Consider the following 24396-nt stretch of genomic DNA (forward strand, 5'->3'; position numbering starts at 1 on the left):
CATTCATTAGAGATCTGTATGACTCAAAACGCGCTTAGAGAAGCAAGGATAATGACTGAGACTCCAAAGTTGTCAGACGAATCAACTTCCCTTCCCAACATTCCCAATTTGTTGACGTTAAGTCGTATTGCCTTGATTCCCATCATTATGGCTGCATTTTATACGGACAACCACACGGGTCGATGGGTGGCCACTCTTGCGTTCATCAGCGCTTGCTTTACGGACTTTCTGGATGGGTATGTGGCGAGGCTTTGGTCTCAAACTTCAAGATTCGGCCAGTTTCTTGACCCCGTTGCGGACAAACTTTTAGTCGCCTCTACGCTATTGATGTTGGTCGGTTTTGGTCGAATACAGCCCCTTTCGTATTTGCCGGCCATTATTATTCTGTGTCGTGAAATTCTTGTGTCAGGTTTGCGGGAGTTCTTGAGTGGTCTTCAGGTTCAAATGCCAGTCACGAAGCTGGCAAAGTGGAAAACGGCAGCGCAAATGACCTCGATCTCGCTTCTGTTAATTGGGGACATTTCTCCCTTCGGTGGTGCTGTAAACCTCATTGGTGAAATTCTTTTGTGGGTTGCGGCTTTGTTAACCTTGATTACGGGATATGCCTATTTGAAGTCGAGTTTGCGGCATCTTTAGATGAATAACACTTTGGTTATTTTCTATAATTAGACATTTTAAAATGATCGCGCAACAGATGTTTTGTTGACTTTTGTTCGCTTTTAAAGTTCTTTATCTTAAGAAAGCCTTAGAGGCTTTTTGGGGTAGAGATTTGCTTCAACAAAACTTTCCTTGATAATATACCAGGGGCGCCTTTTCATCGGGAGACTCTTCCCAATGAATATCCTCAACGTGATTTAGGAAAATCGTATGGTCTCCACCGTCGTAAGTGTCTTTGCGACGGCAGTGAAGAATTCCTAAGGAATGAGGGATCAACGGGCAGCCCGCTTGGTTCAACTCATAGTTTATCCCTTCCCAATGCTGGCTTGATGAATGAGCAAATGACTTGCACAATTCCTGCTGAGCTGTGGATAAAATATGGATCGCACAATGGGGATTTTCGAAAAAGGCAGGATAAACCATTCTCTTGTTTCCGAGGCAAAACAAAACCAAAGGGGGATCTAGAGAGACTGAGGTGAGGGTGTTAATGGTTACACCAACAGGCTTTCCGTGGTGTTGGGTTGTGATAATGGCTACACCTGTCGTAAAGCGGCCCATAACTTTTCGAAAATCTTTCTCAGAAACACTCATTAATGATCTACTTTCATTTTGCCTTTGAGATCGACCTTAGCATTCTTGAGCCCCCATATGCCAAGGTAAATGTGATACGATTCAAGAGAAGGGCAAAGACTGTATACGGTTGATTCTTCTCCATCTTTCAAGAAATTGTATCATCTGAGGCCATAATAATGTTAAATTAGCAAGAGCATTTCGAAGGAGAGTACTTATGGTTCCTTATCTTCAAGCATCTGTTTTAGCAGATATAAAACCCATCACGCATGGGTTTTTCACCCGCAAAGGCGGGGTGAGTCAGGGTGATTTTGCTGAACTTAACGCCGCCAGAGAAAAGGGGGACAACCTTGAGCATGTGCAAGAAAATAGACGTCGGATCACAGAAACGCTCGGTTTTGATGTCAAGAAGCTTGTCACCGTTCGTCAGGTACATTCTCCTAAAGTCCTGGTTGTTAAAGGTCCTTTTGCGGGAGATCCTCCGGAAGCAGATGCTTTGATTACAACCACGCCTGGGCTTTTAATCGCGATTTTGACTGCGGATTGTGTGCCGATTTTGTTATCAACACCGCAAGGGGACATTGTTGCAGCGATCCATGCCGGATGGCGGGGAGCTGTTACAGGAATTATAGAGGAAACGGTTCGGGAGATGAAGGCGCTGGGCGGAAAAGAGATTGTAGGGGCGTTAGGTCCATGCATCTGGCAGGAATCCTATGAAGTATCCCAAGAGTTTTATGATAATATTGCCCTCACCCCCGCCTACTTTAAGCCAGGGAATCGACCTGATCATTGGCAATTTGATTTGCCGGGTTATGTTACCAATCGTCTTCACGAGGCAGGGGTTCACAACATATCTCCGTCTCCGGGAAATACTTATGTAGATCCTTTAAGATTTTTTAGTTACCGTCGCAAGACGATTTTGGGACAACAGGATTTTGGGTGTGGTCTGTCGGGAATTGGGATTAGGGACAAGAAAAATGGGTGAGGGTGAATAAGCCCCATTAAGGAAATGAAATGAAAATTTTAACATGCAATAGTAATCGCCCCTTGGGAGAGGCCGTCGCTGCCTATTTAAAGGTTCCTTTGGTGCAAGCTTTTATTCAGAGATTTGAGGATCGAGAAGTCTTTGTGGATGTTCAAGAGAGCGTGCGCGGACAAGATATTTTTGTGATTCAGCCAACCTCAAGCCCTACGAATGACACTTTGATGGAATTGTTGGTGACGATGGATGCCTTGAAAGGGGGTTCAGCTCGGTCGATAACGGCTGTAATCCCCTATTATGGTTATGGCCGTCAGGACAGGAAAACATCTCCTGGCAGCCCTATTTCAGCCAAATTGGTGGCAAATTTACTCACCGTAGCGGGGGCGAATCGTGTTTTGACGATTGATTGGCACTCTGCTCAAATTCAAGGTTTCTTTGACATTCCCACGGACAATTTGACTTTGGCACCTTTGTTCTGCCGAGAGATTAAGGCTCGGTATGGCCAAGAGTCTTTTGTGATTGTCTCCCCGGATGTAGGAGGGCTGGTGCGTGCGCGGAACGTGGCTGAGACCCTGTCAGCCGATATGGCAATTATTGATAAGCGGCGGACAATGCCTGGAGAAGTTATCGCTCAAAATCTCTTAGGGGAGGTTGAGGGACGGACGTGTCTTCTCATTGATGATATGGTCGATTCCGCAGGGACCCTTTGTGAAGCAGCTGGAATACTGAAGTCAAGGGGAGCGGCGGGTGTCGACGCCTTTGTTTCCCATGGGGTATTATCAGGTAAAGCCCTTGAAAGAATAGAAAAATCACATCTGCGCCGTCTCATTATTTCGGATACAATTCAGCCATCGCAGGCGATCCTTCAGGCGCCAAATATCGAGATTCTTTCGGTGGCACCTTTGTTGGGGGAGGCCATTCAACAGATTGCCTGTGATGAGTCTGTTTCAAATGTGCTTGAGATGAAAGGAAGCTTCTTGAAAAAAAAGGTTAAAAGTCAGACAAGTATTTGACGACCATCTTGCATTTCACTTAAGACTCATGTATACACGGGTAAAGGCATTTTTATTTTATTAGCTATTTTTTGGGGGGAGTTTTTCTCATGAGTACAACAATTACACTCAACGTTTCGCCGAGAGCACTATCTGGGACGGGGGGCGCACGAGCTGTTCGGACTTCCGGATTGATTCCGGGAATTATTTATGGCAACAAAAAAGATCCAGAAATGATTTCTATTGATCCTAAGGCTTTGATGGCTGAGTGCATGGAACCTGGGTTTTTTAGCAGGTTATATTCTGTTGCGGTGGATGGTAAGGCGGAGGAAGTGCTTGCAAAAGATGTGCAGTTTCATCCCGTTACAGACCGTCCGATTCATGTGGATTTTATGCGCATCAGTAAAGGCGCGAAAGTTCATGTATTTGTTCCTGTTGTCTTTATCAATGAGGATAAAGCACCTGGAATCAAGCGCGGTGGTGTGTTGAACATTGTTCACCATAATCTTGAACTCATCTGTCCAGCCCAATCTATCCCAGCAAATTTAACTGTTGATTTGACTGGGAAAGATATTAACCAAACGATTCACCTTGAAGGTTTGACATTACCTGAAGGCGTCATTGCCGCCCATCCTGAGCGGGATAACACGATTGCAACCATCGTTGCGCCGACCGTTATGGAAGAAGAAAAGCCTGGAGAAACAACAGAAGAAGCACCGGCAACGGCTTCTGGTGGTGGTTCTTCCTCTGCACCGGCCGCTTCTTAAAGCGAATTATTGTCGATGTATGTGCTGGTTGGCCTGGGAAACCCAGGAGCAAAGTACGCTCTCAACCGGCACAACATTGGATTTATGGCTGTCGACTCTATTGCCGCCACCTATTCCTTCCCCCCTTTCAAAATAAAATCTTCCATAGCTCTTTCTGAAGGAACCATCGGGGATCACAAAGTGATCTTGTGCAAGCCTTTGACTTATATGAATCTTTCCGGCCAGCCGGTGCGGGATCTGATCCAATTCTATAAGGTCCCCTTGGATCATGTGTATGTCATTCATGATGACTTGGATCTTGAGCCTGGAAAGATAAAAGTAAAGCAGGGGGGTGGCAATGGCGGCCATAATGGGTTGAAGAGTCTCGATCAAAGTCTTGGAAAGGATTATTGGCGGGTCCGTCTTGGGATTGGTCACCCGGGGCGCGTGCAGAATCGTGAAGATCTTGTCACGAATTATGTTTTAAGTAATTTCTCCCGTAATGATGAGGAGTGGCTGGTGTCGATACTTCGGGCTGTGTCAGAAGAGACTGACTCCCTTTTTGGGGCAGATCCGGGTGTGTGGTTAACGAAGATTGCCGAGAATTTGCGGCGGTAGCTAGATTTTAGATCATAAAAAAAGGCGGGGAATTCCCCGCCTTCTTTTAAGCAACCGTATAATTATGGAGCTCTGTGGCCTGGAGAAACAGCTGGTCCAGCTTTAGGACTCAAGTCTTCACATGGAGCACAGTCAGCTTTTGGCAATTCACCACAATTCTCATCATAAGATTTTCTATAAGAACCTTGTGGAGAGTTTCCTGTGGAACCTGAATCATAGGCCTCACCAGAATGCTTCTTATGGTGATGCTTCTTACCGTGATGTTTTTTCTTTCCTTTTGCTTTAGCTGGAGCAGCGTCAGCAGCTGGAGCAGCATCAGCAGCTGGAGCAGCGTCAGCAGCAGGTGCTGTTTCTGTTTCAGTGGTTGTAGTTGTCGTTGTTGTTTCTGCACCTGCTCCTAAAGTTGCTGGAACAGCCAATACGGCAAGCATTGCTGCTAAAATCATTGGTAACTTCTTAGACATAATATAATCTCCTATTTATAAGTAACACTAAACTTCACACTTAAAATCATAACACTAAAAATAAAAAAAAATAAAATACATTTTTTTATATTTTTATCAATAATTCCCCATACGGGTGATTACATGGCCTTTGGAACGTCTAGTTCTTGTTGTTCAAATCCTTACATGAGTCGTTATTCACGAACCGGAGCATCCTGAACTATCACTGTTTCCTTTGTTCCAATAATCCCATGGATTTCTTGTATCTCCAGCTGGATAAGGAGCATTTGCTCCGCCTTCATCTTTGTAGTGATGATGGCCGTGTTTGTGGCCATGCTTATGACCATGCTTATGGGCGTGTTTGTGGCCATGTGCATGATGAGCCTTTTTGGTTGGAGCTGCAGCTGGAGCTGTAGTCTCTGTTGTCGTCGTTGTCGTTGTTGCTTTGGTTTCTTCACCTGCTGCAAGTGTGGCTGGAACAGCCAAAGCAGCGAGCATTGTCGCCAATATCATTGGTAACTTTAAATTCATAGTATAGTCTCCTATTTATAAATAACCCTAAACTTCACATTAAAAGCATAGCATCAAAAATAAAAAAAATTACACAATCATTTTTGAAATAATTTTCTTAAATTCATTACATGTGTTCTGAATCCCACAGTAAATGCGATTTTATTGAGGTTTCGTAAAAAATGTTAAAATTTTTCTAAAATAGTGCCATACTTTTAAAAGTAGGTTGATTTTGTTTAAGAGCAGGCCCGTGACATGAACAAAGTCTTGTTGTTTAGTGAGGGGTAAGAGGAGCCTTTTGGGTGCCAAAATAAAGAAGGTGATTAAATTTTGTTTCAAAGAGCCTCCCAGCTTGCTTCCGTAGCAGCCAACAACACGCCCTTTGAGAATGGAGATGATTTTTCTCCTTCTACTGTGAGCCAAGGCCCACCTCCTTCTTTTCTGGTCAGCACACCGTTGGGGGTTCCTTTAGAGGAAAGCGTTGGTTCAAAGCCGATTGTTGAAAATCACCAACCAAGACAACACAATGTAGGGGGGCAAACGGTATCATTGGCAAGAACCCCCAAGGGTGCAAATGATGCTCCCAAGCAGTTAAAGAAAAGAGCTGCACAGCTGAAGAAGCCCGTAAAAGCTGCCAATAGGGTTGGAAAAAAGGGAATTAAATATCGTTGGATTAATCAGGAAGTTAGGCTTTCCATGAGTAAAATGTCAATTATGAGTTTAGTGCTCGGATTATTATTTTTAAGCACCTTATTTTTCATTATTGGGTTTTTGGCTGCCGTTACAACACTAAAATCAGAGGAAGGGAAACATCCTCCTCAGTCTGCGTGGCAAGCCTCAAATCAGCCAGCTCAAGATGGCCCTCCAGGTGGAAAATTGGGGAAAATGGCAGCGCACATGGGGGGGTCTATACTTGGTCGTGAGGTTCGCCATGAATTGTCTCCTGTGAGAGGTGCTTTGGTTTCAGCAGCAAAGATCGTTCCGAAACCTTTGCAACCTTTTGCCCGTTATGGAATGGGGTCAGCTAATGTGAAGGTTCGTCAGGCTGCTAGCCATGTAAATCCATTCCATCGTGGCAGGTCAACAGGCGCTCAACAACAATATCAACAATATCCTGCACAGCAGCAAGCACAATCCTATGCTCCTCCTGGTTCTCCTCAAATGCCGTACGGGAATCAAGCGCCAACAGCTTATCCTCAAGGCGGGGGGCAGGTATATGGTCAGCCCCAACAGCAGCAAATGCAGCCTCCACCGCAACAAATGTCTCAGCAGATGTTGGTTCCTCAACAGCAGATGATACCTCAGCAGCAGTATCAACAACCTATGGTGCAGCCGATGATGCAACAACCTCAACAACCTCAGTATCAACAGCCGATGATGCAGCAACCCCAACAACAATTTCAGCAGCCAATGGTTCCTCAGCAAGGCTATTATCGATAAGAAACTTTAACTGCGCTTGTTCTGTTGATGAATGACAATGCCTGCAATTGTGATTCCAATAGCCACAATACCAACGATGATGGTTGCAAGGGCATTGATGACAGGGCTGACTCCCAAACGAATACTTGAAAAAATCAACATTGGTAAGGTTGTAGCACCGGGTCCAGAAAGAAAGCTCGCGATGACGACATCATCTAAAGATAAGGCAAAAGCAAGGAGCCATCCCGCCATGAGAGAAGGAAAAATCAAGGGAAGCACAATGACCAGAAATACCTTTAAAGGACGGGCGCCCAAATCAAGAGCGGCTTCTTCAATAGATCGATCAAAATCCTGAAGTCGAGCTTGAACAACCAAATACACATAAGCCATAGCAAGCGTAATGTGGGCAATGGTAATCGTCATAAGGCCTCGATGAGACGGCCAACCAATAAGTTGCTCAAAAGTGACAAACATCATTAAAACCGCAAGGCCAGTGATGACATCTGGCATCACTAAGGGCGCAGATATTAATCCGCTAAATAAAGTTTTTCCCCGAAAATTAACAAATCGGACCATGACAACAGCTGCAAGCGTTCCTAAAATGACAGCAACTGTGGCCGTCATTGAGGCAATTTTGACGCTTGCAAATACGGCTTCCCATAGCCCTTCATTTGTCATTAAAGCTTTATACCATTTGGTTGAAAAGCGAGACCACACGGTTACTAAACGAGACTCATTAAAAGAGTAAACAATGACTGTTAAAATAGGGAGGTAAAGAAAAGCGTAGCCAAAAATTAATGTCGTGATACTTGTTCGAGAGAGCTGACGCATGGCTTATTCCTCAATTTCACGAAATTGAAATCGTTGAAATATCATGAACGGAACAACGAAAACAATTAAGGTTATTAGAGCAAGAGCGCAAGCCAACGGCCAATTTTGATTATTAAAGAATTCCGACCATAACACCCGTCCAATCATGACAGTGTCTGGTGCCCCAAGCAATTCTGGAATCACGAATTCACCAACGGCAGGAACGAAGACTAAGATACTTCCTGCGATAATGGCTCGAAAAGACAAAGGAACTGTTATGCGCAAAAATGCCCGCCACGGGCGACAGCCTAAGTCATAAGCAGCTTCTAAATAAGCAGGGTCAATCTTATCAAGCACGGAATAAATCGGTAAAATCATAAACGGCAGATAGCAGTAAACGATGCCAACGGTAACGGCAAAGCTATTATATAAGAGGGGGAGGGGTTCTCTAATAACACCTAAGGATATGAGCAATGTATTAATCACACCTTCGGTGCTGAGCAAACCAATCCAGGCATAAACACGCACCAAAAAGGAGGTGAAGAACGGTAAAATGACCAATAAAAGGAGTGGGGTGCGCCATTTGGATGATGCTTGAGCAATGGCATAAGCCATGGGATAACCAATGAACAAACACGTTAAGGTTGCTGTCAATGCTATTTTGAGGGACCCCAGAAAAGCGGATGCATAAAAAGGGTCGGTTAACAAAGTGCCATAAGCCGCTAAGTTGAGACGGAGTTGAAGGACTTGCTCTGCTGGCCATTGGAAGAGGGGATGAAAGGGGGGGATTGCTAATACCGCTTCCGAAAGGCTTATTTTTACCACGAGGAGGAGGGGGATGAGTGAAAATATCCCGAGCCATAAGTAGGGCGCTGCGATCACTAATCGTCGCTCACGGGCGAGGCGGTTCCATAAAGGATTCCACAGGCGCTTAAGGGTCAAATAATTCGTTTGATTGATCATGATGTTAAAACAACGCCATTTTCAGCGCGCCAATAGAGATAAATTTCATCTTCCCATTTGACATCTCGTTCCGATAGACGGAGCAGATTTGGGAGAGCTGCTTGGACGATTTTGCCTGAGGCAAGCTCCACATAATATATAGAAAGGTCTCCTAAATAGGCAATTTCACGAACCACCCCTTTGGCACAGTTGCGCTTTCCAGAAGGCTCCACGGTTGAAATCATGACCTTTTCAGGACGTACAGCGACCGCTACTTGTGCCCCAACGGGCACGGCTGCCGAATGAGTAACATAGAGTTGACACCCCGCTGCTTCGGAATCAATGAGGACATGGTCAGGCTCATCTTCCACGACGACACCCTCAAATATATTAATAGAGCCAATAAATTCAGCCACAAAACGAGAGTTGGGGAATTCGTATACATCATGGGGAGCACCGATTTGACGTATACGTCCTTCTTCCATGACGCCAATGCGACTCGACATTGTCATCGCTTCCTCTTGGTCATGCGTTACCATAATAAAGGTAATTCCGACGCGTTCTTGAATGTTGACAAGTTCAAATTGAGTGCGTTCCCGCAATCGTTTATCCAAGGCTGCCAAAGGCTCATCAAGCAAGAGAAGCTTGGGTTGTTTTACTAAACTTCGCACGAGCGCGACACGTTGACATTGCCCCCCGGAAAGTTGGTGAGGTTTGCGCTCCGCATAATCACTCATTTGGACGAGATCGAGCCCTTCCTTGACACGTTCACGAATGATTTTCGGGGGAAGACGTTCTTGTTTCAGTCCAAAGGCGACATTTTGGGCAACTGTCATGTGAGGAAACAGGGCATAAGATTGAAACATCATATTGACTGGACGTTCATAAGCTGGGACATCTGTTACATCGACGCCATCAATATAAAGTCGCCCCGACGTGGGGCGTTCCAAGCCAGCCAATAAACGTAACAAGGTTGTTTTACCGCACCCTGATCCTCCCAGAAGACAAAACAGTTCTCCTTGGTAAATGGATAAGGAAACACCACGGACAGCTACGGCCGATCCAAAACTTTTGGTGACATTTTCAATGGAAATGTAAGGTTTTGCCTTTGGATCTTGCCAAGGTTCAAGCTGACGGCGTGTTGGAGGGTGAGGCGCCATATCAGCGGCCAAAAATAAAGAGGCAAAATGAAGAGGAAATCCTCATCACTTTCTCGCTTTTTTTAAAATGAGTTTCGGGTACACTGCTAATCATTGGTTTCAAATTACACCTCCTGTATGGCCTGGCATTCGTTACGCACCTTGCTTTGCGATAAACCAATACCGAGTTCGTATCTCTTCATACCTAGGGTTTTGAATTTTATCAAGCTTTAACCTTTTAAATACGGAAGGTTCTGGGTAAAGGGTTCTATTATTTCGAATTTCTTTCTTTATAAGGCGAAGGGCATCTTTGTTCGCGATAGGGAATAACATGGCATTTGTAATAGCTGCACTTATTTCAGGTCGCATCAAAAAGTTTATGAACAGATAGGCATTTTCAGGGTGAGGGGCATCTTTGGGTATACATATTGCATCAATCCAAAGTGTTCCTCCCTCTTCTGGAATCACATATCGAATGGTAGTTTTACGCTTTGATTCTTTAGCTTGCTCCGCAGCAGCTTGCACGTCGCCTGACCAGGCTTGCGTCAGACAGACTTCACCAGAGACGAGCTCACTGGCAAAACGTTGTCCTAAGAATCGAGAGATGTGAGGTCGTGCTTTCAACAGTTGCTCTTGGGCAGCTTTAAGGTCGTTGATGTCAGAGCTTTGGGGGTCAAGTCCTAAATACGCCATAATAGCTGGGTATACGTCAACAGCTTCATCCAAAAGGGTAACGCCACAGGATTTAAATTTAGAGACAACTTCTGGGTCGAAAAGCATTCGGTAGCTGGTAAGGGGGGCATTTGGCATTCGAGCAAGAATGACTTCTTCCACATAAGCAAACCCAAATGTTCCCCAGAAAAAGGGAATGCTATACACGAGCCCAGGATCGATGATTTGCATGCGGTCTGAAAATTCTGGATCTAAATGGTGAAAATTAACCAGTTTGGATTTATCCAACTTTTGATAAACACCCGCTCGGATCTGACGTTCAATGTAGGGACAAGCTGAAGGAAAAACAATATCATAACCAGATTTACCGGCGAGGAGTTTGGCCTCTAAAATTTCATTGTTATCGTAGAGATCGTATCGAATACGAATGCCAGTTTCAGTTTCGAATTGTCGTAAAATTGTTTCTGGTATCATTCCGTACCAGTTATAAACATTGAGATAGGGTGCCTCACCCGTTGGGCTTTTTTGGGCAGGTTTGCTGAAGAAAGAGATAATTCCCCACAGAATTATAATGCTAACGATGGCAATGAGGCTGATTTTCTTGATGGATATTTGGTTATTTGACCAATTCAAAGTAGATTACCCCTCATTGTTTTTCCGTAAAGGCACATTTAGTCACGACGCGTTCTAGAAATCAATGAAAATCGAAAGAAAATGTATTCGAGTAGTATTGAAAAAAGAATAGCGCCCAAAACACCAACAAAGGCACTTGCAATCGGGTAACATTGTGAAAACTCCATGATGCAGGACAGAGAATTTGGGGGGCACGCTCTTAATTCCCGACATGAAGAAAGCATGGAGAAGCTTTTCCCTGTGTTTGCTGTCCAAGAAATACGCAAACATATTCCTAAAATGACAAAAGCTCCAATCATCCCTATGTAGGGTCGAGGCAAAGTATACCCAAATCGGACACCCATTTGAGATCCTAATATTCCCCCCCCCAAAAGGATGAGAACCAGAAATAAATCCACCGATTGTGTGCCAACAGCGTACATGAACGTTGTGATGATGCTCATCCCGACGCCGGCAAGAAGAGTTGTTCCATAGACGACGGGGCTTGTTCTTCCAATGAGGTAAGAGATGGCGGGCATCATAAAAATGCCATTGCCAACGCCCAAGCATGAGGTCAAAGAGCCGTTGATTATCCCAACAAATAAGGGGAATAAGACACTGAGCTCAACACGCGTTCTGGTGAAATATATCTTTAAACCGATGAATCGGGTCCAGGAAGGTGTATGTATGGCCTTGGTGGCAGATCGATAATGGGCTAAGGTTTTTAAACTCTGCCGAAACAGGACAAAGGACATGGCGGCGAGGACAACAATGTAACTTATGGTAATAATTGAAACGGCTTGACCGTGGGCATTTAACCACCTCAGTAAATAAACCCCTCCAACGGCACCGACAATTCCCCCGATGAGCAAGATGCCCCCTAAACGAAAATCAACGTCATTGTTTCGCCGATAATTTAGAAACCCCGTTAAATTTGTTCCGATAGAATGATTGACTTGGCTTGCGACGGCAACCATGGGGGGAACGCCCAAAACCATTAAGGCTGGCGTGATAATGACACCCCCGCCCACACCCAGCATTCCAGACAAAAAACCGCCCATCCATCCTAAACCTAAAAGGAAGAAGATGTTCAACGAAACGCCAGCGATGGGTAAAGTAAGTTCGAAATTCATGAGTGTTACTATACAGACTAGATGACAGAAAGGGAATTTGAAGTTTTGGATTGCCTGTAATTTTTCTCAATGCTAATAATTGACGTATACATAAGGTTTTGGAAATTCTTAAAAATCATTCTAAGGAACCGATTTTATCAATGCTGACAAGTGCTTCAAACATCATGAAAATTATTGCGAACGGCGCTTTTTTTGGTTGTCTACTTTTGTTAATTTCGTGTTCGAAGGAAGAAAAAAAAGACATCAAAGTTGTTGAAGTTGAAAAGGCTTCTCGCAAGGATATTACTCAAACCGTTCGCTTGATTGGAACCATTCAAGCTAAAAGATCTACCCTCTTGATCGCTAAAACTATTGGTACTTTAGATTATGTGGCTTTTCCAGGTCAGAAAATATTGAAGAAGAATGTCATTGCAAAATTAGAGAACATGGATCTTGAGCAGACCTATTTCCTTTCGGAAAGCGCAGAAAAAAATGCGAGAGATCAGTATGAGCGTATGGTGCAGTTGGAAAAGTCAAAGCTTGCCAAGAAGCAGGATGTTGAGGACCGAAAGAACCAGTGGATTGATGCTCAAAAAGCTTTAAATTCAGCGCGTATTGAGTTTGACAAAACCCGATTCATTGCTCCCTTTGATGGTATCGTTGGGAGTTTTAAAAGAAGAGAAGGGGTTCAAGTACAGGTCGGCGATCCCATCGTTAGTTTTTATGACCCGACTGAGCTTATCGTTGAATTTGATATTCCCTCGCCTATCTTGAAAGTTATTCAAGAGGATGCCGGTAAGGTTCAGGAGGTGATCATTGATGGCGAAAAGATTGATGTTCCTCATATTCAAAAAATGATTGATCCAGATACCCATATGTCCCCCGCCTATGTTAATTTTTCTTGTGATAATTGTGTGATTGGATCAAATATTACCCTTGATCTTGTGGTGGCACAGCATCGAAATGTTTTGGTAGTTCCTGTTGACAGCACTTTCTTTCGAGATGGAAAGACTCATGTTTATCTAGTTAAAGATAACAAAGCTGTGTTATGTCCCATAGCCTTTGGGATTCGTGAAAAAGATTCTGTTGAGATTACATCAGGCCTTTCAGAAGGTGATACCTTGATTATACGGGGTCATGAGCGCCTATCCCCAGATACCGATGTCAAAATTTTTCAGCCTGCCCCTGTAGGAAAGACTTCGCCTGAAAAGAAACCAGTTGCTCCATGAACTTTACTTCTTTTTTCATCAAACATCCGGTTACGGCAACCATCTTGAACGTCATGATTCTTGTTGTTGGATTGTTGAGTCTGAAGACAATTTCTGTGCGCGAATATCCGGAAATAAAACTCCCGAGTTTTGTGGTTTGGGCGCATTATCCCAATGCCAGTGCGGAGCTGGTGGAGTCGGCTCTCACCAACGTTTTGGAGGATCAGCTCGCTGGGGTTGAAGGGGTTGAGACGATGACGTCTCATTCCACCCAAGGCGCCTGCAACATTGATCTTATTTTTGTGGAAGGAACGTCTGTTGAGCGGGCTCTCATTGCTGTAAGAGATGCCATTGCTTTGGCACGATCGGAGTTACCCAAAGACATACCGGAGCCCGTTGTTCAACAAAGGACAAAGTCGAATGGTCCTCCTTTTATGGCAATTTCGGTGTCTTCCAAGACATTAAATATTGGGGATCTCACTCATTATGTAAACTTGAATCTTAAAAATGCTTTTAGAAGCTTGAAAGGAGTTGCTGCGGTTGAAGTGTGGGGTCAACCGTATACAATGACGGTCTCCCTTGATCCCCAGAAACTCTATTCCTTTGGCATTAATGCAGACGATGTTTTCACGGCTATTGAAAAAAATAATTTATCTTGGCCGGTTGGTAAGTTTCGAAATGATGTTCCAACAACAATGGATTTGAGTCTATCTTCTGTGGCAGATTTTGAAGATTTATTTATTAAAGATAACAATGGGAAACCCATATTTTTACGTTCGATTGCTGACGTTCAGCTCAAAACCAACACAAAAACAATGCTCACAAAGATCAACGGAAAGCCAGGTCTTATCCTTGGCATTTCCCGAACGAACGATTCAAATCCCTTAAATGTTTCTGAGCTGGTGAGTGAGCAAGTTGAGCATTTGAAGCAGACGCTTCGAAGCGATATGGTCCTTGAGGTTGTTCTGGATCAAGCGGACTTTATTCGCGCTTCGTTAAGTAACATTCAAAACTCTATTATTGAGGCCATCTTACTTGTTCTGGTCATCGTTTTCTTATTTTTAAGAAATATTCGAGCAACCCTTATTCCTTTAATAGCGGTTCCAATTTCTCTTGTTGGGTCTGTTATCTTGTTGAAAATATTTGGCTTTTCGATTAACACAATCACCTTGTTAGCCATGGTTTTGGCCATTGGTCTTGTGGTGGATGATGCAATTGTGGTTTTGGAGAACATCGAGAGACACCTTGCCAATGGGATGAAACCTCTTAAGGCTGCCCTGGAGGGAAGTCGGGAAATTGGGTTTGCGATTGTGGCCATGACGTTGACCCTTGCCAGTGTTTATGCCCCTATTGCCTTTATTCAAGGGGCCGTTGGCCAATTGTTTGTTGAGTTTGCTGTAGCCCTTGCGGGGAGTGTACTCATTTCTGGAATGGTAGCATTGACTCTGTCGCCTCTCATGTGTGGAAAAATACTCCGTCATGAAAAAAAGCGCCTCTTTCCAAAGATTGATGACTTTTTTGGCGCAACGGAAAAATTTTATGTCAGAAGTTTGAATCAGTCACTCGCCCATCCTCGGGTCGTTCTTTCAATTGCGGGAGGGACCTTTCTTTCTTTAATCTTTTTATTTTCGCATCTTCCTTCCGAAATTGCCCCCAAAGAGGATCGGGGTCTTATGGGGGTTTATTTGCCCCGTATTCCTGGAAAAGACGTCAATGCTCTTGCCCCTTACGTTGCTCAAATTGAAGAGCAGGTAAAAGACATTCCCGAAGGTAAGGGGTATTTGGCCTTTATGGGGGAGTGGGGTGGTAACGTGATTCTGTCTTTAAAGCCCCATGAAGAAAGACGTGTTTCGACAGAAGCTGTTGTTGAACGAATTCGCCCCCAGATGGTGGATCTCCCGTCGATTGACGCACACACGTGGAGTTGGGAATCAGGGTTACCTGGTTTAGATGATGCAGTAACCGGGGGAGAGTTAACGTTGGCTATCTCTTCCATCGGAAGTTATCGCGATCTCTTCGACCAGGTCGAGAAAGCCAAAAAGGCCATTGAGGATAAGAAGATCTTTCAATACGTGAACCATAATCTCATGCTTAATACGCCTGGCTATTCTGTTCTCCTTGACCCAAACACTGTTTCGCGTCTTGGTTTTACCCCTTTTCAAATTTCGAAAATGATCGAGGTGTTTTTCAGTGGCCAACAGTCTCTCCATTTCCAGAAGGATGGGATCCGATATCAAATTACCCTAGAGGGAAAACCAGCGCCCTGGACGTTGGATGAATTGTACCTCACAAACGCAAAAGGAAAGAGAATTTCTCTTGGGACCCTCGGGGAACTTAAGTCCTCTGTTATGCCGAAAGAGTTGATTCACTTTAACCAGATGCGTTCTGTATCTCTTTCTGCGGGTTTAATGCCGGACCAAAAAATCAAGGCAGCGATGCCTCAGTTTTGGAAGCTGGCGTCTGAATCACTTTCTCCTGAACTAAAAAAAGAATGGACGGGAGCAGGCAAGTTGTACACAAAGTCTTCGTTGGCGATGGTTCTTTTGTTTGGGATGGCGCTCATTTTCATTTATGCCATTTTAGCCATTCAATTTGAGAATTTCCTTGATCCCTTTATTATCATGCTAACCGTGCCGTTGGGGTGCTTTGGAGCCTTGGTTACGGCGTGGGTGTTTGGGCAGTCGTTGAACATTTATACTCAGATCGGGCTTGTGACCCTGATCGGTTTGATCACCAAGCACGGTATCCTCATTGTTGAATTTGCCAACCAATTGATTGCGGCTGGAAAAAGCGTTGAAGAGGCGATTCGCGAGGCGGCACGCTTGCGCTTGCGGCCCATTCTTATGACAACAGGCGCGATGGTTTTTGGAGCATTGCCATTAATTTTGTCCTCAGGGGCAGGTATCGAGGCCCGCCGAGCGATAGGCTTGGTGCTCGTCGGCGGGCTCACGTTTGGAACATGCTTCACATTGCTGATCTTGCCTAAGCTGTATCACTTATTGAAAACGATGAGATTAAAAGTTAAATCTGTCTGAATTTTTCTAATAGAACAGTTAGAGAGTCTTTCGTATAATTAAGTTGTTGTTCTGCCAGTCGTATATTATATCCAGCGAAAAGAGTTTGATTTTCTTGAAGGTAAACAACTTTTACCCCTTCGAATTGACTTGTTATATGAATCACCTTAAATACACAATCCAGTAACTGTCCGTTAGATTTAATGAGGTTGTCTTTTACGAGGCAAAATATGGGGTCTATCCAATTGAGTGGATTTTGTATCGGTGTTTCAATACCTTCACAAGGCAATCCCATTCCTTTGAGGGTCTGTGGATCAAGTTCAAGCAAGCTAGGCTTGCTTAGATTTGTCTTTAAATAACCCTCTTCAACCAAAAAATTGAAATACCTTGAAACTCTGAATTTGACTATGGTTTTTAAATCAAGATGCCTAAATACGGATTTTGTCATTATCTCAAATGGTACCTTAGCAAGGGGACCTGCGGCAGTAATCATTTCATCAGATATTTCAACAGTACCTAGAGCTAAACCGGGTTGGGTTTCTGAGGTTAGAGTTTGTGGAGTCTTAGCTTCCTCCGTAAGAGGGTTTTCCTCGGTGGATAAGGCTGGATGTGTCATTTGGGAGAGTACAAGCGCCAAAGGCACAACAGCCAAAATTCCTTTCATACTATTCTTCATTTTTGAATCCTTTAATTTGGGTTTGCTTTAACGACCTGATGTAAATAAAGGTCGCTAATTTATATTAATACTTTGCAAAAGATAATTTTCTCAAGTAGCGTTATATATAACCAGTGAATTCATATTTTGCAATACCGTAAAAATACGCTAGTTTCAAACTATTCAGATAGATGAAGCAACATAATCAAAGGAATTATTTAACTTTTGCAGAGGTTTTTATATGATTTATTTGGGCATTTGCCTAATAGGGAAATACACACCTCTATGGAGTGCATAAGAAGTATTTATCATGTTTCAAGTCAATGTATCAACAAATAATACTCTGAAAACAAATGGATCGCTGTGCTGTCTTTTATGAAAATCACGATTTATTCGTTGGCAAATAAAGACTCAAAGAGGTTAAGAAACCGAGTCCTGCTTGAAGAAGCAGGTTCCATACGGTGGCGGAAATCCCGAAGATTGCCCAGGAGATTTGATCACATCGCGGGCGGGTGACCTTCATCATTTGAGCGCGAAAATCTTCGAGTGTTGCGGCGCTTCCGACGCCTGTGCAACTCGCAGGACCCGACCACCAATGTTGCTCCATGCCTACATGATAACCGGTGAGCACGATTCCGATGAAAAGCACGAAGAGCTGGGCGAGGATGCCGCGATGACCAGCAAAGAAAGCCGTTTTAAGGCTGAGGATGCCAACCATAATGATGCCCGCATATACGCACCGTTCATAAAGGCAAAAATCACAGGGCAGAATACCAAAACCATATTCCGCAATATAAGCAAACCCGAGAGATGCAGCAGCGATCAGGATCAAAAAATAGTGGACGTGTTTGTGGGAGAGACAGCTGAGGACTTTGTTCATGGTGGTGCAGGTCATTGTTGTCTCCTTGAGATGAGCCTTTTGTACGATCTCTCTTCTCAAAGCTTACCCCCACTGCCTCCCATAATCAAGATGGACTCAGTTCAAATCACCCAGCCAAATATTGAACAATCATGAATCCAGCGACTAAAGAGATTAAGACGAGTCCCAAAAGCCAAGGCAGATATCGCTCAATGAATACGCGGGCCCAGTCTCCAAAGAACCAGAGAAGAGCGGAGAGGAGAAAGAATCGGAACGAACGGGCGATTATTGAGGCCACGACGAATTGAGAAAGATTTAATCCGGCCACGCCGCTTGCGATGGTCACGAGCTTAAAAGGAATCGGGGTGAGCCCTTTGAGGACAATAATCCAAAATCCCCAGTCTTGAAAATCTGCCTGAAAGCGGCCAAATGCAGCTTCTAAATGATAGGTTTCAATAATCCATTCCCCAATGGTTTCAAATAAGAAATACCCGATGGCATAGCCTACAAGCCCCCCCAACACGGAAGTAATGGTGCACAAAGCGGCCAACACCCAGGCTTTGGCCCGATCTGCTAGAATCATGGGGATGATCATTAAGTCCGGGGGCAAGGGAAAAAAGGAGCTCTCGGCAAAAGAAACCAGGCAAACAATCCATACGGCTTGTGGTTTGGCAGCCATTTGAAGGGTCCAAGCGTAAAGGCGACGAAGCCAGGAGGGTGACGCGATGACAGCAGTATTTGGCATCAGATGGCTTTCTCTATTTCAGGAGCGGTTGTACTTTTGAGCTTCTCATCAATGAGATCAATCATTTCCTTGACGCCATATAATGCAATGAAGGAGCCCATGCGCGGGCCTTCTGCTTGTCCCAAGAGAACCTCATATAATGCCGCAAACCAAGCGCGCAATTCCGGGTAAGGATGGTTTTTACCCACCTCAAAAACAAGGGTCTGGAGATCTTCTGCCGACGTTTGGGTTGGAATCGTCGTGAGACGATCCCGTAACTCAATCATCGCGCTTCGGTCTATCTCGGTTGGTGTTCGATAGGTTTTCGTTGGCAAAATAAAGTCATTGTAGTAGTGAATCGCATGATCGATGAGTCGGGCCAGGAAGGGCGCAGACTCAGGGGTGACATCCTTCTGATAGCGCGTGACAAACCCCCAGAGAATGGAGGCATCTTCCGCATTACACACGGACGCTAAATTCAACAAAATCCCAAAGCTGAGGGTGCTTTCCAAAACCGGTGGATGCCCAGCATGGACGTGCCAGGTGGGGTTTTCCAGCTGTTGATCCTCAGGTTGAGCAGGATATTTGGCAACCCAAGACAAATAATCGTCAACATGGCGCGGAATAACATCAAAATACAAGCGTTTGGCTTTACGAGGTGACTGGTACATGTAGTATGACAAGCTTTCCCATGGAGCGTATTTTAGCCACTCCTCTATGGTTAAGCCATTGCCTTTGGACTTCGATATCTTTTGTCCTAGTTCATCTAGGAAAAGCTCGTATGTCAAACATTCCGGGGGTTTTCCGCCTAAGATGTGGGTGATTTGAGTTGACAGTTTCACAGAATCAATGAGGTCTTTGCCTGACATTTCATAATCCACATCAAAGGCCCGCCAACGCATGCCCCAGTCGACCTTCCACTGCAGCTTACAATGCCCCCCGGTAACAGGGACCTCAACCGGTTGGTTGGTCTTTGGGTCAAGATAGGTGACAGTCGCAGCTTGTGTATCCCGACTTATAATAGGCACCTGAAGGACGTGACCGGTTGTTGGACAAATCGGCAAGAATGGGCTGTAGGTGGCGCGGCGCTCTTCACCTAATGTCGGTAGAATAACGGCAATCACGGCGTCATAATGTTCAAGGACAAGCTTTAAAGTTTCATCAAAGCGACCACTTTTATACCAATCTGTGGAGCTTTGGAATTCATAATCAAACCCGAACGAATCTAAAAACTGGCACAACATGGCATTATTGTGATGCCCAAAACTTTCAAATTTTTCAAAAGGATCAGGGATTTGTGTGAGAGGTTTGCCCAAATGTTGGAGGAGCATTTGTTGGTTGGGTACGTTATCAGGGACTTTGCGAAGGCCGTCCATATCATCCGAAAAAGCAAAAAGCCGGGTCGGTATGTCGCTTAACACTTGAAAAGCATGGCGTACCATGCAGGTGCGGGCGACTTCACCGAATGTCCCGATATGCGGCAAACCAGAGGGACCATACCCCGTTTCCAAGAGAACAAATCCTTTTTTAGGGGTTTTATGTTGGATTCGGTTTAAGATTCGCCGGGCCTCTTCAAATGGCCAAGCTTTTGCATGGATACCACCTTCGCGCCAGCGCGTCCAATTTTCATCAAGCGTCGTGTTATGCACTTTTTTCACTTTCCTTCGTATTTGACTTGACAGATGTATAGCATAGATTCAATGATTTGGAAATGCTTGCCATTATAGATGACACGTGATATTACCTTAACACATTCTTTGAATTGAATTTGACAGAAAGGCTAAAAAATGTCTTTAAAACACTATTTAGAGTCGTCCATTCAAGTCCTCCAATCCACAACAGCGGATAACACCTTGTTGGGTGCAGTTGATGAAGCGACTCAGCTCATCATTGAAGCCTTGACGAGTGGGTTGCCGGTCCTGGTTTGTGGCAATGGGGGCTCAGCTTGTGATGCTTTGCATATAACCGGGGAGCTGGTGGGTCGATTCTTAATGGAGCGTAAAGCCTTAAATGTGATCGCTTTGTCAGACAATGTTGGCATCCTCACCGCCCTTGCCAACGACTATTCCTATGATTATGTCTTTGCCCGTCAAGTGGAGGCGTACGCAAAACCGGGAGCTGTGCTCATTGGTTTGACGACGAGTGGGAATTCCGCCAATGTCGTACGGGCGTTTGAAACAGCGCGTGAGCTTGGCATGAAGACGGTGGCTTTCACAAAGAAGGGCAGCACAAAAATAGCTTCCTTAAGTGATGTTCTAATTGGGGTTCCCTCTTCTTCTACGCCCTTGATTCAACAGGTGCACATCTGCTTATATCATTATCTGTGTCATGCTATTGAACAAGACATGTTTGGGCAAGAACAGGGGGATGATCAGAAGGTTGTTTCAGCACCCTAAGTTCTGCTATAACAAATCAAATTTTGTGTTTTAAAAATAATCTTAAGGGAGAATCATGATGGCATTTGAAGTCGTATCCACTGGACAATTGCGTCAATATATTGAAAAGGTCGAGCGTCTTGAGGAAGAAAAAGCGGAGCTTATGGATGCTATTCGGGAAGTTTTTGCCGAAGCCAAAGGAAATGGCTTTGATGTCAAAATCATGAAGCAAGTTTTAAAAATGCGCAAAATGAAACAAGAAGAGTTAATGGAGCAAGAAGAACTCTTAACCCTTTATCTTCAAGCATTGGGCATGGTTCCGAACTCCAAGCTCGCCGATGGAATTGATGAAGCGGCGTAAAGCGTTTTAGTTGATGTTTTTAGTGCCCCTCACCCGCCTCTTCACTTTCGTTCAGAGTCGACCTCTCCCACAAGGGGAGAGGTAAAAATACAAACGTGCACGATTACCTCTCCCCTTGTGGGAGAGGTCGACTCTGAACGAAAGTGAAGAGGCGGGTGAGGGGGAAAAAACCTTTCACAAATCCTAGGAAAACATGAATGTCCTCTCAAGATAAACAGCAGCTCTTTACCCGACGGGCCTTGATAATAGGGGGCGCCCAAGGGCTTCTTTTGACCAGTTTGGTAGGGCGCCTTTATTATCTTCAAGTCAATTCTTCGGATCATTACCGCACACTTTCGGACAAAAATCGCATTCATTCCCGGCTCATCGCGCCTTCACGGGGGCAGATTCTGGATCGATCTGGTAAAATTTTGGCCACCCATCATAATGCCTATCGGGCTATTGTTATTCGAGATCAGGCCACAGATCTTCCCCAACTTCTCACATCGGTACAATCAATTTTAGGATTAGATAATCAGGACATCGATCGTATCTCCCAAGAATTGAAGCGCAAACCCCGCTTTGTGCCGGTAACTTTGAAAGAGGGCCTCTCTTGGGATGAAGTTACACGCCTTGAGCTGCATTTGCCTGATTTAACGGGGATGAGTGTTGAGCAAGGCCAAAACCGCTCCTACCCCTTTGGTCCTGAAACATGTCATTGCGTTGGCTATGTGGCGACGGTTGGGGAAAAAGATCTTGATGGGGATCCGTTGCTTGAATTGCCGGGGGTCCGTATTGGAAAAGCAGGGATCGAGAAGTCTTACGAGACAGAGCTCCGTGGAAAACCCGGCGTGAAACAAGTGGAGTTGAATTCGGTTCGTCGAATTGTGCGGGAGTTATCGACATCTCCAAGTTCTGCTGGGCGAGATATCAATCTCACCCTTGACCTTGAATTGCAGCAGTCTGTGTTTCAGCGTCTCTCAATGGAAACGGGGGCAGCAGCTGTTATTTTAGACGCAAAGGTTGGTGGGGTTTTGAGTTATGTATCAAGCCCGGGATTTGATTCCAACTTATTTGCCAATGGCATTTCAAAAACCCAATGGGATGAGCTCTTAAATCACCCCCAACGCCCCTTAAATGATAAAGTGCTGACTGGTCAATATGGGCCTGGATCCACCTTTAAAATGATTGTGGCCTTGGCTGCCCTCGAGGCGGGGGTGATTACACCGTCAACGCCGGTTTGTTGTACAGGGTCCGTGACCTTAGGGAATCACGAGTTTCATTGCCATAGTTGGAAGACAGGCGGGCATGGAACCGTCACTCTTGAAAATGCGATTGCACAATCCTGCGATGTCTATTTTTACCATGTGGGCAAATTGTTGGGTATTGATCCCATGGCCGCGATGGCCAAGCGCTTTGGTCTGGGTTCTCCAACTGGTATCGATCTTCCAGGCGAAAAGCCTGGTCTCATTCCTTCACGGGAATGGAAAAGTTTGGTGATGGGAAAATCTTGGGCCCTTGGGGAAACTTATAATGCTAGCATTGGTCAAGGGTATGTGCTGGCCACGCCCCTTCAATTAGCCGTCATGACAGCGCGGCTCGTCACAGGAAAAGTTGTGACGCCTCATTTGGCACGGCTGCAGGACCAGCCAACTTTTGAGGACATTAAGGTCAATTCTGAGCATTTGAATCTTGTCATATCTGGAATGTCAAAAGTGGTGAATGAGCCGTTTGGGTCTGCATATGCAAGTCGAATCACGGAAGCTGGGTTTCAGATGGGGGGAAAAACGGGATCAACCCAAGTACAGCGCATTACCAAGAAAGATCGAGAGCAAGGTCTTGCGGGCAGTGCGAACCGTCCATGGCACACCCGGGAGCATGCCCTGTTTGTTGGATATGCGCCCCTCGAGAATCCGCGCTTTGTTGCGTCCGTTCTTGTTGAACATGGGGGAAGTGGTGCAAGAGCAGCGGCTCCCGTGGCACGAGACATTCTTTTAATGGCACAGAAAATGGTGGGCTGAAGGGGATAGGGCCTAGACAAAGGGATGAAATTTTTCTCTCATCCCTTTGTCTTACCCTTTAATCTTTAGAAACTACCTTATTAGTTTTTTTGAGATTGAAGCGCTAAGAGACGATTTTGCTCATCCAAGAATACTTTAAGATTTCTCGCATCTTCCATTAACTTTTCCCAATTATCGAGACCTGGTCCATACTCCATAAAGTGTCCACCCAAGTCATTAATATTGGCAAAGCCGCGTACATTTTTGAGTTCCATGAGCCGCTTAATATTTCCGTTGTTGAAAGCAATCTCAAATTCATAAATAAATCGAATAAAGTTTGCATTCAAATCCGTCGTTTTACAGACTTCTCTGGCATCAGAAATTAATAAATCCCAATTGTCGAGCGAAGAGCCATAACGAGAGAACCCTGGGCCCATGTCATTAATATTAGCAAAACCAGGAGTTTTCCTCAGGCTTTCTAATTTTGCAACATCTCCGCTAAGGAATGCTTGGTGAAATTCTCTTGTAGATTCTTCCCAACTCTTCTGAGCGGTCATCGTGCTTACTTCAGAAACACCTTCTTCCATAGCAAAAGATGAAATGGATATAAAAGCGCTCAGGGCAATGGATGTGTAAATAGATTTTTTCATAAAATAATCCTTCTCTTCTAAAATAATATGGTTTTAAATTTGTAGATTTTTCCAATAATAAATGAGGATAATGCAGATAATATGAAGTATAGTCAAGACAAATTTGAGGAAGTCATTCTTGGTTCTTTATTGAATTAGAAAATTTAGGTGGGTGAGAAATGAAAGAGTTAAGGAGATTACTACATTGTATTATCACCTCTTCCCTTGTGGGAGAGGTCGCCACGAAGCTTAAGCTTCGTGGCGGGTGAGGGGTCTTCCTGAAGAATGTTTACATCCAATAAATGTTATTTGTAGCAATCACACCCCTCACCCGCTTCTTCGCAAGGCTCATCAGCGACCTCTCCCAC

The 24396-nt window shown here is 44.6% G+C and carries 24 protein-coding genes; 11 read left to right on the top strand and 13 right to left on the bottom strand.

Annotated elements, in window-relative coordinates:
- Positions 1-51: 51 nt before the first annotated feature.
- Positions 52-636 carry a CDP-diacylglycerol--glycerol-3-phosphate 3-phosphatidyltransferase gene (gene pgsA, locus K2Y18_01830; protein ID MBX9804474.1) on the top strand — a complete coding sequence of 195 codons (585 nt, stop codon included), beginning with the start codon at positions 52-54 and terminating at the stop codon, positions 634-636.
- Positions 637-774: 138 nt separating this feature from the next.
- On the opposite strand, the gene K2Y18_01835 is transcribed toward pgsA, so the two are convergent.
- On the bottom strand, positions 775-1248 hold the full coding sequence (locus K2Y18_01835; GenBank protein MBX9804475.1) for a flavin reductase family protein: 474 nt from the start codon (positions 1246-1248) through the stop codon (positions 775-777).
- Between the two features lie 196 nt (positions 1249-1444).
- Here K2Y18_01835 and pgeF point away from each other — a divergent pair, with 196 nt between their 5' ends.
- The 4 genes from pgeF (at position 1445) to pth (ending at position 4565) form a co-directional block, all read left to right on the top strand.
- Positions 1445-2212, top strand: coding sequence for a peptidoglycan editing factor PgeF (gene pgeF, locus K2Y18_01840; GenBank protein MBX9804476.1), 768 nt, complete (start codon positions 1445-1447; stop codon positions 2210-2212).
- Between the two features lie 29 nt (positions 2213-2241).
- A complete protein-coding gene (locus tag K2Y18_01845; protein ID MBX9804477.1) occupies positions 2242-3222 on the top strand; it encodes a ribose-phosphate pyrophosphokinase in 981 nt (326 codons plus the stop codon).
- Positions 3223-3311: 89 nt separating this feature from the next.
- Positions 3312-3968 carry a 50S ribosomal protein L25/general stress protein Ctc gene (locus K2Y18_01850; GenBank protein MBX9804478.1) on the top strand — a complete coding sequence of 219 codons (657 nt, stop codon included), beginning with the start codon at positions 3312-3314 and terminating at the stop codon, positions 3966-3968.
- A 15-nt stretch (positions 3969-3983) separates the two neighbouring features.
- Complete coding sequence (gene pth, locus K2Y18_01855; protein ID MBX9804479.1) at positions 3984-4565, top strand: aminoacyl-tRNA hydrolase; 582 nt, start codon at positions 3984-3986, stop codon at positions 4563-4565.
- Between the two features lie 62 nt (positions 4566-4627).
- On the opposite strand, the gene K2Y18_01860 is transcribed toward pth, so the two are convergent.
- Positions 4628-5029, bottom strand: coding sequence for a hypothetical protein (locus tag K2Y18_01860; protein MBX9804480.1), 402 nt, complete (start codon positions 5027-5029; stop codon positions 4628-4630).
- Positions 5030-5206: 177 nt separating this feature from the next.
- The gene (locus K2Y18_01865) at positions 5207-5539 is read right to left on the bottom strand and encodes a hypothetical protein (protein MBX9804481.1); all 333 of its coding nucleotides are present in this window, start codon (positions 5537-5539) and stop codon (positions 5207-5209) included.
- Positions 5540-5848: 309 nt separating this feature from the next.
- Here K2Y18_01865 and K2Y18_01870 point away from each other — a divergent pair, with 309 nt between their 5' ends.
- Positions 5849-6958 carry a hypothetical protein gene (locus K2Y18_01870; protein ID MBX9804482.1) on the top strand — a complete coding sequence of 370 codons (1110 nt, stop codon included), beginning with the start codon at positions 5849-5851 and terminating at the stop codon, positions 6956-6958.
- 6 nt (positions 6959-6964) lie between these two features.
- On the opposite strand, the gene K2Y18_01875 is transcribed toward K2Y18_01870, so the two are convergent.
- From K2Y18_01875 to K2Y18_01895, 5 genes are all read right to left on the bottom strand, one after another.
- Positions 6965-7768 carry an ABC transporter permease subunit gene (locus K2Y18_01875; GenBank protein ID MBX9804483.1) on the bottom strand — a complete coding sequence of 268 codons (804 nt, stop codon included), beginning with the start codon at positions 7766-7768 and terminating at the stop codon, positions 6965-6967.
- A gap of 3 nt (positions 7769-7771) precedes the next feature.
- A complete protein-coding gene (locus tag K2Y18_01880) occupies positions 7772-8710 on the bottom strand; it encodes an ABC transporter permease subunit (GenBank protein ID MBX9804484.1) in 939 nt (312 codons plus the stop codon).
- Positions 8707-9849, bottom strand: coding sequence for a polyamine ABC transporter ATP-binding protein (gene potA / locus K2Y18_01885; protein MBX9804485.1), 1143 nt, complete (start codon positions 9847-9849; stop codon positions 8707-8709). The genes K2Y18_01880 and potA overlap by 4 nt, the downstream gene beginning before the upstream one ends.
- Positions 9850-9981: 132 nt before the next feature.
- Complete coding sequence (locus K2Y18_01890) at positions 9982-11133, bottom strand: extracellular solute-binding protein (protein MBX9804486.1); 1152 nt, start codon at positions 11131-11133, stop codon at positions 9982-9984.
- Between the two features lie 38 nt (positions 11134-11171).
- Positions 11172-12245, bottom strand: a complete 1074-nt coding sequence (locus tag K2Y18_01895; protein MBX9804487.1) for a sulfite exporter TauE/SafE family protein — start codon at positions 12243-12245, stop codon at positions 11172-11174.
- 140 nt (positions 12246-12385) lie between these two features.
- Here K2Y18_01895 and K2Y18_01900 point away from each other — a divergent pair, with 140 nt between their 5' ends.
- The gene (locus K2Y18_01900; protein ID MBX9804488.1) at positions 12386-13453 is read left to right on the top strand and encodes an efflux RND transporter periplasmic adaptor subunit; all 1068 of its coding nucleotides are present in this window, start codon (positions 12386-12388) and stop codon (positions 13451-13453) included.
- Positions 13450-16467, top strand: a complete 3018-nt coding sequence (locus tag K2Y18_01905; GenBank protein MBX9804489.1) for an efflux RND transporter permease subunit — start codon at positions 13450-13452, stop codon at positions 16465-16467. The genes K2Y18_01900 and K2Y18_01905 overlap by 4 nt, the downstream gene beginning before the upstream one ends.
- Here the strand turns inward: K2Y18_01905 and K2Y18_01910 are convergent.
- The 4 genes from K2Y18_01910 to K2Y18_01925 all read right to left on the bottom strand — a co-directional run bounded on the left by K2Y18_01910 (position 16454) and on the right by K2Y18_01925 (position 20333).
- Positions 16454-17122: a hypothetical protein gene (locus tag K2Y18_01910; GenBank protein MBX9804490.1), complete on the bottom strand. Its 669-nt coding sequence runs from the start codon at positions 17120-17122 to the stop codon at positions 16454-16456. The genes K2Y18_01905 and K2Y18_01910 overlap by 14 nt on opposite strands.
- Before the next feature lie 361 nt (positions 17123-17483).
- Positions 17484-17996: a disulfide bond formation protein B gene (locus tag K2Y18_01915; GenBank protein ID MBX9804491.1), complete on the bottom strand. Its 513-nt coding sequence runs from the start codon at positions 17994-17996 to the stop codon at positions 17484-17486.
- 91 nt (positions 17997-18087) lie between these two features.
- On the bottom strand, positions 18088-18705 hold the full coding sequence (locus K2Y18_01920; GenBank protein MBX9804492.1) for a DedA family protein: 618 nt from the start codon (positions 18703-18705) through the stop codon (positions 18088-18090).
- On the bottom strand, positions 18705-20333 hold the full coding sequence (locus K2Y18_01925) for a lysine--tRNA ligase (GenBank protein MBX9804493.1): 1629 nt from the start codon (positions 20331-20333) through the stop codon (positions 18705-18707). The genes K2Y18_01920 and K2Y18_01925 overlap by 1 nt, the downstream gene beginning before the upstream one ends.
- 138 nt (positions 20334-20471) lie before the next feature.
- Here K2Y18_01925 and K2Y18_01930 point away from each other — a divergent pair, with 138 nt between their 5' ends.
- The 3 genes from K2Y18_01930 (at position 20472) to mrdA (ending at position 23420) form a co-directional block, all read left to right on the top strand.
- Positions 20472-21080 (top strand): SIS domain-containing protein, encoded by a 609-nt coding sequence (locus tag K2Y18_01930; protein ID MBX9804494.1) that lies wholly within the window; start codon positions 20472-20474, stop codon positions 21078-21080.
- A 58-nt stretch (positions 21081-21138) separates the two neighbouring features.
- Positions 21139-21420, top strand: coding sequence for a DUF2312 domain-containing protein (locus K2Y18_01935; protein MBX9804495.1), 282 nt, complete (start codon positions 21139-21141; stop codon positions 21418-21420).
- Between the two features lie 197 nt (positions 21421-21617).
- A complete protein-coding gene (mrdA, locus tag K2Y18_01940) occupies positions 21618-23420 on the top strand; it encodes a penicillin-binding protein 2 (protein ID MBX9804496.1) in 1803 nt (600 codons plus the stop codon).
- Between the two features lie 80 nt (positions 23421-23500).
- Here mrdA and K2Y18_01945 read toward each other — a convergent pair whose 3' ends face one another.
- Positions 23501-24049, bottom strand: a complete 549-nt coding sequence (locus tag K2Y18_01945; GenBank protein ID MBX9804497.1) for a hypothetical protein — start codon at positions 24047-24049, stop codon at positions 23501-23503.
- Positions 24050-24396 lie beyond the last annotated feature (347 nt).

This window comes from Alphaproteobacteria bacterium, assembly GCA_019746225.1.
GTDB lineage: Bacteria > Pseudomonadota > Alphaproteobacteria > Paracaedibacterales > VGCI01 > VGCI01.